General features: G+C 39.3%; 15 protein-coding genes, 2 tRNA genes and 1 pseudogene. 16 read left to right on the forward strand and 2 right to left on the reverse strand.

Annotated features, from left to right (window positions below; genetic code table 11):
- Positions 1–77: 77 nt before the first annotated feature.
- On the reverse strand, positions 78–1064 hold the full coding sequence (locus WAA20_RS05850; RefSeq protein ID WP_073384825.1) for a WYL domain-containing protein: 987 nt from the start codon (positions 1062–1064) through the stop codon (positions 78–80).
- A gap of 340 nt (positions 1065–1404) precedes the next feature.
- Between WAA20_RS05850 and WAA20_RS05855 the strand changes: the two genes are divergently transcribed.
- From WAA20_RS05855 to WAA20_RS05920, 14 genes and pseudogenes are all read left to right on the forward strand, one after another.
- Positions 1405–2892 carry a DUF2828 family protein gene (locus WAA20_RS05855; protein ID WP_073384824.1) on the forward strand — a complete coding sequence of 496 codons (1488 nt, stop codon included), beginning with the start codon at positions 1405–1407 and terminating at the stop codon, positions 2890–2892.
- A 56-nt stretch (positions 2893–2948) separates the two neighbouring features.
- A pseudogene (locus WAA20_RS05860) lies at positions 2949–3095 on the forward strand (RNA-splicing ligase RtcB); the annotation flags it as partial.
- Between the two features lie 244 nt (positions 3096–3339).
- Positions 3340–3657 carry an HNH endonuclease signature motif containing protein gene (locus WAA20_RS05865; RefSeq protein ID WP_073384823.1) on the forward strand — a complete coding sequence of 106 codons (318 nt, stop codon included), beginning with the start codon at positions 3340–3342 and terminating at the stop codon, positions 3655–3657.
- Positions 3635–4147, forward strand: coding sequence for an RNA 2',3'-cyclic phosphodiesterase (gene thpR / locus WAA20_RS05870; protein WP_073384822.1), 513 nt, complete (start codon positions 3635–3637; stop codon positions 4145–4147). The genes WAA20_RS05865 and thpR overlap by 23 nt, the downstream gene beginning before the upstream one ends.
- 167 nt (positions 4148–4314) lie before the next feature.
- Positions 4315–4399, forward strand: a tRNA-Ser gene (locus WAA20_RS05875).
- Positions 4400–4557: 158 nt separating this feature from the next.
- Positions 4558–4633, forward strand: a tRNA-Met gene (locus WAA20_RS05880).
- Between the two features lie 118 nt (positions 4634–4751).
- Complete coding sequence (locus WAA20_RS05885; RefSeq protein WP_073384821.1) at positions 4752–5480, forward strand: class I SAM-dependent methyltransferase; 729 nt, start codon at positions 4752–4754, stop codon at positions 5478–5480.
- 53 nt (positions 5481–5533) lie between these two features.
- Complete coding sequence (locus tag WAA20_RS05890) at positions 5534–6073, forward strand: hypothetical protein (protein ID WP_073384820.1); 540 nt, start codon at positions 5534–5536, stop codon at positions 6071–6073.
- 45 nt (positions 6074–6118) lie between these two features.
- Complete coding sequence (locus WAA20_RS05895) at positions 6119–6601, forward strand: GNAT family N-acetyltransferase (RefSeq protein WP_073384819.1); 483 nt, start codon at positions 6119–6121, stop codon at positions 6599–6601.
- 28 nt (positions 6602–6629) lie between these two features.
- The gene (locus WAA20_RS05900) at positions 6630–6857 is read left to right on the forward strand and encodes a hypothetical protein (protein WP_073384818.1); all 228 of its coding nucleotides are present in this window, start codon (positions 6630–6632) and stop codon (positions 6855–6857) included.
- Between the two features lie 13 nt (positions 6858–6870).
- Complete coding sequence (locus WAA20_RS05905; RefSeq protein WP_073384817.1) at positions 6871–7068, forward strand: hypothetical protein; 198 nt, start codon at positions 6871–6873, stop codon at positions 7066–7068.
- A gap of 171 nt (positions 7069–7239) precedes the next feature.
- Positions 7240–7911: a Type 1 glutamine amidotransferase-like domain-containing protein gene (locus WAA20_RS05910; protein WP_073384816.1), complete on the forward strand. Its 672-nt coding sequence runs from the start codon at positions 7240–7242 to the stop codon at positions 7909–7911.
- Between the two features lie 15 nt (positions 7912–7926).
- Positions 7927–9018: a hypothetical protein gene (locus WAA20_RS05915; protein WP_073384815.1), complete on the forward strand. Its 1092-nt coding sequence runs from the start codon at positions 7927–7929 to the stop codon at positions 9016–9018.
- Positions 9019–9170: 152 nt separating this feature from the next.
- Positions 9171–9989, forward strand: coding sequence for an ATP-binding protein (locus WAA20_RS05920; RefSeq protein WP_073384814.1), 819 nt, complete (start codon positions 9171–9173; stop codon positions 9987–9989).
- Positions 9990–10142: 153 nt separating this feature from the next.
- Here the strand turns inward: WAA20_RS05920 and WAA20_RS05925 are convergent, their stop codons facing one another.
- Positions 10143–11282, reverse strand: a complete 1140-nt coding sequence (locus WAA20_RS05925) for an RNA-guided endonuclease TnpB family protein (protein WP_027203693.1) — start codon at positions 11280–11282, stop codon at positions 10143–10145.
- Positions 11283–11512: 230 nt separating this feature from the next.
- On the opposite strand from WAA20_RS05925, the gene tnpA reads away from it, so the two are divergent.
- Both tnpA and WAA20_RS05935 read left to right on the forward strand, forming a co-directional pair.
- A complete protein-coding gene (gene tnpA, locus WAA20_RS05930) occupies positions 11513–11917 on the forward strand; it encodes an IS200/IS605 family transposase (RefSeq protein ID WP_073384813.1) in 405 nt (134 codons plus the stop codon).
- A gap of 79 nt (positions 11918–11996) precedes the next feature.
- The gene (locus WAA20_RS05935; RefSeq protein WP_081373626.1) at positions 11997–12776 is read left to right on the forward strand and encodes a GNAT family N-acetyltransferase; all 780 of its coding nucleotides are present in this window, start codon (positions 11997–11999) and stop codon (positions 12774–12776) included.
- Positions 12777–12870 lie beyond the last annotated feature (94 nt).

Genomic DNA, 12870 nt, shown 5'->3' on the forward strand with positions numbered 1-12870 from the left:
TTCATAAGATTGCTGTGGTACCGCAGATGATCATGAATATCAGCAGAAGGATCGTAAGTACTGTATTGCTCTTACTATTACTTGTTATATGCTCTTAATCCATTATAGTAGAATCTTTTGATCCTGTTTTTGAGAGATGCTGGCTTAATAATGATAGCATCTCTTCCAAAACGCTCAAAGTATTCCTGCAACTGAAGTTCCGGCCAGTCGAAGTAGTAGAGATCGCCTTCGATTTTGGAAACAATAGGTCTGTTCTTGGTTATAGCTTTAAACTTTTTAACTCCATATTTATTCAGGCGTACTACTGCCTGAACTGTTAAAGATACTGAATGAGGGCTCCGGATCGCTTTTTCCTGGAGCTCTTTTTGTAATTCTGGATCTATATCAAAAGTATCAGAGGTTACGAAGACGCTTCTGAGCCTGGAGATTCTGAATGTTCTTGGCTTCTTATAATATACGTCTTTGCATATCAGATAGTTACACTGTTCTTCCTTGGATGGTGCAATTACATATGGCTCCACGAGATAGGACACTTCATCACCTGATGTTGTGTTGGTAAAAGAGAGTATCTTGTGCTCGTTAAGTGCTCTTTGGATATCTTCGTAAGAGTCTTTGAATATTATGGCTTCTCGTTCACTTCTTGGTATGGACAGATAGGAATTGAACATGTCCTTAAGATACTGTGACAGAGAAGTGTCTTTAAGCATATTGTTCTCAATAATTCTCAAAATCTCATAAGAAGAACCGCTTACAGTCAGGGTGAGGGCAGAGTTCTTGCCACTTTGTGAGCTGTCAGCTTTTATATAGGTGCTTATGATCTTGTCAGCAAGGGCAGCAGCATCCTTATCACTTATTGATGTGATGCTGGAAAGATCCTGCTTGATGTTTGAAAGGAGACTTTCGCTGTCTTTCCTGTAGCGGTCAAAATAGTTGACGATCAGTGTCTTTAAGAAAGCATTGAGATTCACGGACTCGTCCTTTTTAGTGAACTCAAAGAGCTCTGCGTCGTTTATAAGTCTTGATCTTGTATCTTCTGAAAGGTAGATTTTATATTTCTCAGTCATGGGGGTGCCTCTTAATTGGGGTTGCAAAAATACATAAAATAAATGAAATATACGTATATATAACATTATATTGGGGTTGTAGAATCAAGTCAATCTGCATCTTTTTATCTCCAACTTAAAGCGATATCATTAAGTCACAACAAAGCGAAAGACACACACAGCAATTACTACGGCTGATTGGTTAGGGCAAGGCTTTAGGGTCTTGCTTGTGGGTTCAAATCCCACCCACTCCTTCGGGAGTTGTGTCTTGAATAAAAAGGTGCTTACAGCAACTAAAAATGACTGTCAATCATGAATCCGGGTTAATTCCCGGGGCACCTTGATTTAGGAGGAGAAAACAATGTTGAACTTTTTAAAGAAAGAAGCAAATAAAACATATACAGAAAACGGTGCAGTAACATATGTATCAACAAATTCCGACTGCCTGGATCTTTTTGCAACAATCGGCGCACTTAGAAGTGCATCTGATGAAGAGATCATAAAAAGATTTGTAAGAGCATACGCTGAAGATGCTGATCTTGCAATGAAGATGCTTTTCTTTGCAAGAGATATTAGAGGCGGCCTTGGTGAGAGAAGAGTGTTCAAGGTAATCCTTAAATATCTGGCAGCAGCTGAGCCTGAATCTGTAAGAAGAAACATTGAACATGTAGCTGAATACGGCAGATACGATGACCTTCTTGCTCTTCTTGATACACCTGTAGAAAAAGAGGTCATGGATTACATAGAAAAGACTTTGAAAGCTGATATAGAGATTATGAAAAGCATCTCTTTTGATCAAAATAAAGAGACTGGTGAGGGCGTATCTCTCCTTGCAAAATGGCTTCCTTCTATAAATGCAAGCAATAAGGAAACTGTTGCTAATGCAAAGAAGATAGCAAGAGCTATGAATATGACTGATGCAAAGTATCGTAAAACACTCGTTGCTTTAAGAGCCCAGATAAGGATCATAGAGAATAACCTTAGAGAAAAAGACTATTCTTTCGACTATGAGAAGCAGCCTTCAAAGGCTCTCTATAAATACAGAAAGGCTTTCATTAGAAACGATCAGGAGAGGTATAAAGCTTTTGTGCAGAAAGCGGAGGTGAATCCTTCTGTTATGCACACAGGCACACTTACTCCTTACGACGTGATAGCTCCTGTTATAAGAAGAAAGGAAATTTCTGAGATTGAGAGACGTGCCATGAATGCTACATGGAATGCGCTTGAGAACTATGCAGGTGCAGAGAATTCCCTTGCAGTAGTTGATGGTTCGGGTTCAATGTACTGGAATGATGATCCATGCCCTGCGGCAGTTGCACAGTCACTTGGTATCTATTTTGCCCAGCGTAATACTGGTGCTTTTAAAAATCACTTCATAACATTCTCAGCAAATCCAAGACTCATTGAGATCAAGGGTAGAGATATCGTGGAGCAGGTTCGATACTGCATGGGATTTAATGAGTGTAGCAATACCAATATTGAAAAAACTTTCGATCTGATATTGAATACTGCTGTAGCTAACAGACTGACACAGGCTGATATGCCTGAGAAACTCTACATAATCTCTGATATGGAGTTTGACTGCTGCGCACGTGATTCTGATGTTACAAACTTTGAGAATGCCAAAGCACTATTTGCAGAATTCGGCTTTAAACTTCCTCAGATAGTTTTCTGGAATGTTAACAGCCGCAGTACACAGCATCCTGTTAAGGTGAATGATAGGGGAGTAGCGCTTGTATCAGGCTGTAGCCCACAGATCTTTTCAATGCTTAAAGAGGGTGACTTAGAGCCATATAAGTTTATGATGAGCGTTCTTACATCAGAGCGCTATGAAAGGATAGCAGCGTAAACTTTTAAAGACGGCTGGGAGAATGAAGACTCCCAGTCAGGATTGGAATAATAGATATGAATACTATAGAAATTAAAGGAAAGGTAAATACTGCTCTTTGTTATGCCAAGGTAGTCGAGGACGAGGCAATAGAGCAGATAAGACGAATGTGCGACTACCCTATGACGGAAGGTTCAAAGATAAGGATTATGCCTGATTTATACCAATAATATAGTAAAAAGTTAAGCAAATAAAATATGTAAAGCACATACTAAAAACCACATATTATGTGGGTAAAATGGGTTAATTAACCACATATTATGTGGTATTATCATAGAAAATGCATTAACATTTTCTGCTGACTCCAGAAATATTTATAAGTAGGAGTCTCCTTTGATTCTGAAATCATAATGTTTACAGGTTGGGAAGCTAAGAACCTTTGATATAGCTACGCTGGAGGAAATGCGTATGAAGGGACAAAAGCTAAGAAAAGCTGAGATTAAGCGAATGGTTTTAGGCAAGACTGATGGTGTGTGCGCACGTTGCGGAAAAGTTGTTCCTTTTGAAAAGATAACAATAGAACATTTTGTGCCTAAATACAGGGGCGGAGCGGATGATGAAAGGAATCTCCTTCCTTTGTGCAAGAGCTGCAATAAGCAGAAGGGCTCCAGACTCGTGGCAGCAGAGGAGTATTATCCTTACCTTAAGAGCGTATTCTATGTAGATGCTAATGAATATAAAGCTGAATGGGAGAAAGAGAATTATGCGCCTGTTTATAGCGATTAAATTTGATGAGAACATGACTGACGCTCTTATAGAGATGCAGGATGATCTTATGAGATGTGGTATAAACGGTAATTTCACCCATGAAGAGAACCTTCACATGACGCTGGTGTTCATAGGGGAAAGCGACGAGCCTGAAAAGATAGAAGAAATAATGCGGGATGTGCCGCTTAGGTCTTTTACCATAAAGGTATCAGGGATGAGGCGCTTTAAAGACATGGTATTTGCCAATGTAGAAGATAATCCAAGTCTTAATGATTATGTGAAGCGCCTTAGGCATGCTCTTTCAGATAATGACATTGATTTTGATAACAGGAAATATATGTCTCATATAACTCTTGTCAGAAGGGCATCCGGCGCTAAAGATATCCCGATACTGCCGGATGAAGTTGTAGAAGAAAAAATGCGAGTTAATGGCATATCACTGATGAAGTCCGAGCAGGGCAGGCATGGTATGGTTTATACAGAAATTGGATATGTGAGGGCATTTTAAAATGGCAGAGATAGATAGACTTAAAGAAATAGTTGAAACTCTTCGAAGTGAGAACGGTTGTCAATGGGACAGAAAATTACAGATTTACGGGTGGTAGCAGGCATGTCTGTCAGGGACTTGCAGGATGTGTTCGGCTTTGCTACTCCGCAGGCTATTTACAAGTCTTAGCCGTGATGGCCGAGCGGTAAGGCACCTGATTGCTAATCAGAGGTTTCCTTCACGGGAAGACAGGTTCGATCCCTGTTCACGGCGCTATATAGTGTCATCCGATGACACTATACAAACTGATCTGACCATAAGATAATAAGATCATAAGAAAGACAAAACAACGGAGCTGCCAAAGGCAGCAGAAAGTTAAGAGGAATTATTTTAAGCCGAGAAATGCGGGTTCAACCCCCGTGGGGAGCACTGCGCTGTTGTAGCTCAGTAGTGCAGAGCATCTGCTTCATACGTAGAGGGTCACCGGTTCGAGTCCGGTTTCAGGTATCTTGTAAGCCATAAATATGCAGAAATTGCGTGTTTATGGCTTTATTTATTATTTGAAAAAAGATATTATTAAGAGAAGATTTATTGAAAAAATAAAGCTTCCGGGAGGACGTACATAGTGGGGACAATTAAAGATTACAGAAACATGGTAGAACAGCCTTGGGGGAGAATGTTCTACGACCTTATTTACAGACAGTTAGATATTTCAAATGACAAGAAGGTTAAGATATTAGATTTTGGCGCAGGTTTTTGTATCACATCAAATCATTATGCTAAATATCACGATGTGACTGCTGTAGAACCTAATGAAGAAATGTATAGTCTGAGAGTTAAGGACAATGACTATACGCTGGTATCACAAGGAATCGAATATTTACAGACTATTCCTGAGAACACATACGATTACGTGATTTGCCACAATGTATTAGAGTATGTTGAAAGTGTTGATGAAGTTTTAAATGAGCTGGTCAGAGTTCTGAAACCAGGCGGAAGATTGTCTATTGTAAAGCACAATGAACTAGGAAAAGTCTTAGCATATGCAGTACTAAATGATAAACCGCAGGCAGCTCTTCACGTATTAAATGATAATAGTGATGAGGGCACTGTGTTTGGAAACAGACACCTGTATAACAATGATCATCTTGTGAATTCATTGGCGGATGCAATGAAACTTGTTGATGCTTATGGAATTAGGTCCTTGTTTGGTCTTTCTTCAAATAACGAGATCAAATTCACAGATGAGTGGTATCAGTCAATGCTTGAGCTTGAAACTAAAGCTGATGCAATGGATGAATTCAAAAAGATTGCTTTTTATAATCATCTGATTTTAGAAAAGAAATACAATTGATATAGCATTTCTATTTTGGGAACTAAAGTGAGGGCTGAAAGGGTACATGGTTTATGAATATTGATGAATTAAGAAATGACATTGCAAAAGAACAGAAGAAAGGACTTCCTTTTATTATTGCATCAGTAATTATATGGACACTGATATTGATAGTGACGTGTCTAGAGCTACCATTACAGACTAAAAATTTATTTGTATTTTGTTGTTCTTGTCCATTGATGCCATTAGCTATGTTGATCAGTAAAATCATAAAAGTGGATTTATTTTCTAAAAAGAATCCTTTGGGGAATCTTGGATTCCTATTCACCTTGAATCAGTTTCTCTATATTCTGATTGTCATGTGGGTATTCAATGCAGTTCCTGAAAAGATGGTTATGGTATATGGCATGGTTTTTGGAGCGCATCTTTTACCATACTCGTGGTTATACAGATCAATAGCATATAGAGTAGTTGCTATATTTCTTCCAATTATGGCTCTTATAGTTGGACACATCTTTACAGCAACTGTTTTGGCAGGAGCTTTTGCCCTGACTGAGGTAGTATTTTCAATAATCCTTTTCTTTGAAGTGAAATCTATGAACACTGTTGAATAGTAATGTTCTATAAGACTAGAACAATTCAACTATTGAGGAATGTATATGACAAAACTTAGATTCAGAGAAATGAAAGAGTCTGACAATGTGGCAGTTGCAGCGCTTGTAAGAGATAACCTGAAAAAATTTAATCTTGATATTCCCGGAACGGTATATTTCGATGAGGGACTAGACCACCTTAGTGATTATTATGGCAATGATGAGCGAAGTTACTACGTCATTGAGGATGATATAGGTGAAGTCATTGGCGGAATAGGATATGATAGATTTGAGCCTATGAAAGATACCGCTGAACTGCAAAAACTATATCTTACAGATTCGGCAAAAGGTTCCGGACTTGGCTATGAAATGATAGATTTTATCGAAGACAAGATGCGAGAAGCAGGTTACAAAGCTTCATATCTGGAGACTCATAATAACCTTCAAGCCGCTATTCATATCTATGAGAAGAAGGGCTATAAAGAGATAGAGCGTCCTAAAGAGGTAGTTCATAGTACCATGAACAGATTCTTTATGAAAAATCTGTAGACCCCTAATAACCTAAGGAGGCGATGCTATGGAAAGAAAATCAATTCTTATCAAGGACACAACAAGAGAAGAACGCGAGCAGATAGTAAAAAGCTCTCTAGACTGTGGTGGTGGCTGTGAAAACTGCTCTTCATGCTGGCTTGGCGGCGGAAGTCCTTGGGATATTTATCAGGACTATATTGATGGCAAAAAAGAAATCCGCGAGATAAACATGGAGTACATGGAGAAATATCGTCAGGACAGACAGATTCATTAAGGAGAGATGGCTTATGGCAAGCGCACCTGAGATACAAGAATCTACGAGTGAAGAACGCAGAGCATATATTAAAGAGAGATTCCCCTGTATTGCAGACTGTGATATGTGCGGACTATGTAAAGTTTTCCGTGGGAAAGATGCTGAGACTGCTTATGCAGACTATATAAATGGTAATAGGTCTTTTGCAGAAGTATCAGCTGATTATAAATAAAATACGCATTGAGTAAGGAAAGAACATGAAAGAAAAGTTAATGCACTGGTTAGACCAAATGAAGAACAGCAAAAACAGTATGATTATGGGCGTGCAGTAGTCCTTCCGGATATGATACTGACATTATCAAAAGAATAAAAAATAAGAATACGTTAGGGGAATAGGAATTGTATGAGAAAGGGATTTTTGGCGCTATTTAGCGGATTTCCTGAGCATCACTTTTCTAAGGAAATTGCAGAGAGGCTTCGCACAGAACTACCAGAGCGTAAGAGCATTGTTTTTATCACTGCGTGTCCGCTTAACTATGACCAAAATGATGACGACTGTGACGGCATGTACGAGATGTTCGCAGAGCAGGGATTGCCATTTGAGAAGCACTGCGTGATCGATAAGCGTACAGAACCTGAGATGGCCAAAGAGCTGGTGCAGAATGCAGATTGTATTTTTCTCATGGGCGGAGGTGCCTGCGAGGATCAGCTTAATTTGATTCGTGAAAAGGGTTGTTATGAAGCTTTGATAGACTGTCATGCTGCAATTTTCGGCGTTAGTGCAGGATCCATGAACATGGCTCGTAAGACAGTGGATTTCTCTGAGTCAATGGAAGCCTTTGACGGACTTGGATTTACTAACATAACAGTTAGCTGCCACCATGACCCGGAAGACACATGGCGCTACGAGAAGACTCTTAGAATGTCTGAGAACCGTACTGTATACGCTATGGAGGATATGAGTGCCTTCTTTATCAAGGGTGGCCATATTGATGTGGTGGGAACGATCTACCGCGTTAAGGACAGAAAACTTCAGGCACTCACCGAGGAAGACATCAAAGAGTTGGAGCAGTAGGAGATGGGGGAGATAATGGAAAAAGAAGAAATCCGTGAATTTTATCAAAAGAATATGTATGGCATATGGAGAAAAGGGGAGAAAGTTTCTTATGAATTGCTAGGCCCGGATACTAAGAAAGCTGATCCTAAAAATCCTTTCGAAGTCATTGGCGGTGACCTAATCAGGATAAAGATCGAAGCAGCTGATAGGAAGACAGAATTCATAGTGCATCTGCACAGACCAAAAGTGGAAAACACTCCTCTTTTTTCGGAAGGTGCTCCCTTTATCATATGCATGCATCCCATCCAACCGATAGAATATTTTCTTTCCCATGGATATGCTGTATTGGTCCTGGAAATAGGTAAAATTGCATCTGATGATACAAGGCATCAGGGAGCTTTTTATGACCTGTATCCTTATGGCGAAGATGAATCCGAGCAGACAGGAGTTTTGATGGCCTGGGCATGGGGAGCATCCAAGGTTCTGGACGCGGTATATGCTGGCCTTAACAAGGAATATTCACTGAATGCCGATGCATCAATGGTGACAGGCGTATCTAGATGGGGGAAGGCAACAGCTGTCTGCGGCGCTTTTGATGAAAGATTCCGGGTGACTATTCCAACCTGTTCCGGAGCCGGAGGCCTGGCTTTATATAACTGTATCTCTGAAGGGAAAAGCTATGATTTTAGTAGCGTAGGTGGTCCGAAAGAATATACGTATGGCCAAAATGAACCATTAGATTGTCTTCAGTCTGAGGCTGAACGAGGGTGGTTTAATGACAACTTTCTTAAATACCGTGATCCACAGGATATCCCTATAGATCAGGAATATCTTCCTATACTGGCTATGGACAAAGTCAGATACTATTTCATAATTGCAGCCTATACCGGAGAAGACTGGGTCAACGCTCCTGCAATGTGGGAATGTTATAAGAAGGCAAGTGCAGTCTATGAGGAAAAGGGCCTTGGCGATAATATTGCAGTACATTTTCACAAGGAAGGCCATGCTGTGATCGAAGAGGATGTAAGGCTCCTTATAAAATATTTTGAGCGTATGTATTATGGAGCAGAGAACGGTCTTGATCTTAGTGAGCTGAAGACGACGGCTTTTGAATCTTTTGTTTGAATGGTGCGGTTGACTAAGAGGGACTTGTAAAATGGTTTAAATATGGGATTTATGGGCAGTCACTTTTTATAGTTTTGAAAATGATAAGATGTGGCTGCTTTACTGTTAAAAAATGTAGAATTCTACAAAATCCTTGATTAAGAATCATTGCATTGGCACCATTATCCTTTGAAGAATACTTTGAGTATGTGGGAGGATCGGCAACAGATGCGATTTATTCATATATCCAGTATGGAGGAATGCCTCTTGCTGTTTTAAAGAGCGATGAGGAAAGAAAAGAATACCTAAAGAACCTTTTTCAGACTACGTATTTTAGTGATATTGTGGAGAGAAATCATCTAAAAAAGAGCGAGGCGTTAGATGAACTCTGTAATATAATCAGTTCTTCAACGGGGGCTTTGTTAAACGCTGATAAGATTGCAAAAACCTTCGTGAGCGTACGACATGAAAAAATAAACAGAACAACTGTAGAAAACTACATAGAATATTTTAAGGATGCTTTTATACTACGAGAAGCGTCACGATATGATCTTAAAGGCAGGAAAGAGATTGGAGCATTAAGAAAGTATTATTTCTGCGATACTGGACTTCGCAATGCCAGGCTTAATTTTGCTTTCCCTGATGAAGGACAGATGCTGGAAAACATTGTTTATAACGAACTTTGCTATAATGGCTATACTGTAAACGTTGGAGCTTTTGATTCTGTTGAAAAAGATAAGAATGGAAAGTCTGTTAGAAGAACTAATGAAGTGGATTTTTACGCTACAAAGGGAGTGAGATCATACTATATTCAAGTAACCGCGGACATATCAAATGCTGATACAAAGGCAAGAGAGGTTAGGCCATATATCATGCTAAACGATCAGGTACAGAAGATATTAGTAATCAATAGGCCTATTAATGAAACAAGAGACGAGCAGGGCTTTACGGTTATTGGAATTGCAGACTTTTTGCTCAGATTTATAAAGTAATCAATTCAAGAGGCAACGTCAACTACCACGCACCTAAAGGTACGTGGCTTGCGACTCCCCTGTAGTTCGTTGCAATAACTCCTACATTTTGTCGGTGTAACTTCCGTGGGGTCGCATCATGGGACGGTTGACACCGCCCCTTACGACAAAGATTTACTCTGCCGTAACTGTATCAGGTACTTGACTATCTTCAAGATAGTTGATTCCCATGCGGTACAGATTCATAGCTCCAATGCGGTCATCGTTTGATTTATAGCCACAGTTCTTACAAGTAAACAGATGCAATTTCTTATCACGATTGGCTTTTTCAATGTGTCCACATACAGGACAGCACTGACTCGTATAACGAGGGTCAACCTTAATAACAGTAGACTGATTCTGTTTAGCTTTGTAGATAAGTTTCTGTTCAAGGTCATAGAAAGACCACGATACGGAAACGTAGCGGTCTTTGGTTCTGACACACTCTGTAGCATTACGAACGCCTGACAAATCTTCAAGAACAAAGAGCGTATGCTTTGGGTTGGATTCAACGAGTGCCTTTGATACCTGGTGGTTAACATCCTGCATCCAACGGTTTTCTCGCTGACCGATAGCTTTTAATCTACGTCTTGAAGATGGTGTCTGACACATTTGGAGTTCTTTACGAAGCTTAGAATAATGAGCACGTTTCTGCTTGATGGCTTTACCGCTTACAAATCCAGACTTGTGCTTACTGTCATAAGTAGCAACGACAAAGTTTATACCTCTGTCAATACCAACGACATTACAGATGTCAGAAACATTACTTTCTTCGACATCGTAGGTTACGGGGATATGCAAAAAATACTTACCATGCTTATTTACAAGCTTGGCAGTTCCAAACTTATAGATGTCGTGATCAAAGTATTTTGCCATGCCTTCAGCGAAATAGGGCAACTTAACACGTCCATTCAGTGTATTTACTGAAAAGCAGTTTTGTGTAAGGGAATAATCTCTGTTCCAAACAAGGTCATACTGTGGTTTTTTGAAGGATGGCTGAATCCACTCTTTCTGATTTTCGAGGATGGTCTTATATCTTGCAATGACAGTCTTAAATACGGACTGAGCCATCTGAGATTTGAGTCCAAACATTTCTCGGAGTGTAGAGTACAAAGCCTTGTTAAGTGAGAACTGCTTTAGGTCGTGAGTGCGGAACACATAGTCAGATACATAATTACAGGCATCAGAATAAACAGACATGGTTTCATCAAGAAAAACCTTACTGTCTGCATTAACAGATATCTGAATTTTAGCTGTAACTGTCATCTGTTCCATAGTGTACCTCATTGTTATTTCACTAAATATATAATACAATATTTATTAGTGAAAATCAATTATTTGTAAGGCGATTTTACAAGGAAAACCAAGTTAAATACAAAATAATCAAAGCTTTACAAGATGCAGGCTATGACGTTGAAATTGATAACAGAATGCTAATAGTAGATGATTACGACACCAATAATGGAGTCGCTGTAAAAATCGAAGCTTTGCCGTAAATACATCCTATGGACAACAGATATAATCATCGCAACAGACGCAAGTACAGTCTAAAAGTGCATATAGTTCTAGTCACTAAGTACCGCAAACAGATACTTAAAGGCTCTATTGCTGACGATGCTAAACAGCAAATATATGATATCTGTAATTCTAAAGGTTACGGCATTATAGCTATGGAAACCGACAAAGACCATATACATTTTCTGATAAGTTACGATACTACAGATAGAGTATGCGACATAGTAAAGCTTATTAAGCAACAGACCACACACTATCTATGGCAGAAATATCCAAACTTTTTATCTAAGTGTTACTGGAAGCATAAGATATTTTGGTCAGATGGTTATTTTGCTTGCAGTATAGGCGAAGTATCCTCAACAACTATACAAAAATATATCGAGAACCAAGGTTAATAGCTACGAATTTACAAGGCTCCTCCCACCGCCCAAGGGCAGTGGGTTTCCGCCTACGACAACCGAAAGGATTTTATTTATGAATAAACAAGATATAATCAGTATATTAAATGACTTTCCATATAGCCGCGGTGAATATTGGGTGATAACAGGAAGTGCTATGGCTTTATACGGAATCCGCGAAAAGACTCATGATATAGATATGGGATGTACATCTAAGATGGCAGATATCCTTGAGTCAGATGGATACCCATATTCGCTGACAGAAAGCGGCAATAGGAAGTTTAAGATCGGTGAAAATATAGAGGTATTCGAAAACTGGATTAAAGATACAATTGATATAGTTGATAATATCCCTGTAATCTCTATCAAAGGTCTTGTCCTTATGAAAAAAGAGCTTGGTCGAGACAAGGATAAGAAAGATATTGCTCTGATCAAGGAATATCTGGGCACTAAGATCGAACTTGTTGATAATGTTTTGAAGCCTGAAGACTTTGTAAGACTCAGAGTAGCTACCGGATTTGCAGATATTCCAGTGGAGCACGTCAGAAAAGCTCTTCAGAACGGTCTTATAAATGTATCTGTATTAAAAGATGGAGAACTTATAGGAATGGGCAGGCTTGTAGGTGACGGTGCTATGTACTGGTACCTGCAGGAAATAATAGTCTTGCCACAGTACCAGGGTCTTGGCATTGGTACTATGATAGTTGATCACCTGGTTGATTACGCCATAAAGAATTCTTCCACAGGTAAATTCACGACTATTGGTGGAGTTTCTGCCAAAGGCAAAGAAGGATTCTATCAGAAGCTGGGATTTACTGTGATACAAAATGGCATCCAGAAAATGATTGAAATATAAGTGATGGGAAGCTTGAAAAATTTGAATGATAAAGTCTTTTAAGATTATACTTGAAAACAATTTTTAATCATATTAGCCTTTTCTTAGGACGTCC

The organism is Butyrivibrio fibrisolvens (assembly GCF_037113525.1).
Lineage (GTDB): Bacteria > Bacillota > Clostridia > Lachnospirales > Lachnospiraceae > Butyrivibrio > Butyrivibrio fibrisolvens.

Bases quoted from the DNA above. Each gene is read 5' to 3' on its own strand.
- thpR (WP_073384822.1), top strand. From the start codon at position 3,635: ATGCGCCTGTTTATAGCGATTAAATTTGATGAGAACATGACTGACGCT.
- WAA20_RS05895 (WP_073384819.1), top strand. From the start codon at position 6,119: ATGACAAAACTTAGATTCAGAGAAATGAAAGAGTCTGACAATGTGGCA.
- WAA20_RS05925 (WP_027203693.1), bottom strand. From the start codon at position 11,282: ATGGAACAGATGACAGTTACAGCTAAAATTCAGATATCTGTTAATGCA.
- WAA20_RS05890 (WP_073384820.1), top strand. From the start codon at position 5,534: ATGAATATTGATGAATTAAGAAATGACATTGCAAAAGAACAGAAGAAA.
- WAA20_RS05915 (WP_073384815.1), top strand. From the start codon at position 7,927: ATGGAAAAAGAAGAAATCCGTGAATTTTATCAAAAGAATATGTATGGC.
- WAA20_RS05865 (WP_073384823.1), top strand. From the start codon at position 3,340: ATGAAGGGACAAAAGCTAAGAAAAGCTGAGATTAAGCGAATGGTTTTA.
- tnpA (WP_073384813.1), top strand. From the start codon at position 11,513: ATGGACAACAGATATAATCATCGCAACAGACGCAAGTACAGTCTAAAA.
- WAA20_RS05910 (WP_073384816.1), top strand. From the start codon at position 7,240: ATGAGAAAGGGATTTTTGGCGCTATTTAGCGGATTTCCTGAGCATCAC.
- WAA20_RS05855 (WP_073384824.1), top strand. From the start codon at position 1,405: ATGTTGAACTTTTTAAAGAAAGAAGCAAATAAAACATATACAGAAAAC.
- WAA20_RS05850 (WP_073384825.1), bottom strand. From the start codon at position 1,064: ATGACTGAGAAATATAAAATCTACCTTTCAGAAGATACAAGATCAAGA.
- WAA20_RS05935 (WP_081373626.1), top strand. From the start codon at position 11,997: ATGAATAAACAAGATATAATCAGTATATTAAATGACTTTCCATATAGC.
- WAA20_RS05900 (WP_073384818.1), top strand. From the start codon at position 6,630: ATGGAAAGAAAATCAATTCTTATCAAGGACACAACAAGAGAAGAACGC.
- WAA20_RS05905 (WP_073384817.1), top strand. From the start codon at position 6,871: ATGGCAAGCGCACCTGAGATACAAGAATCTACGAGTGAAGAACGCAGA.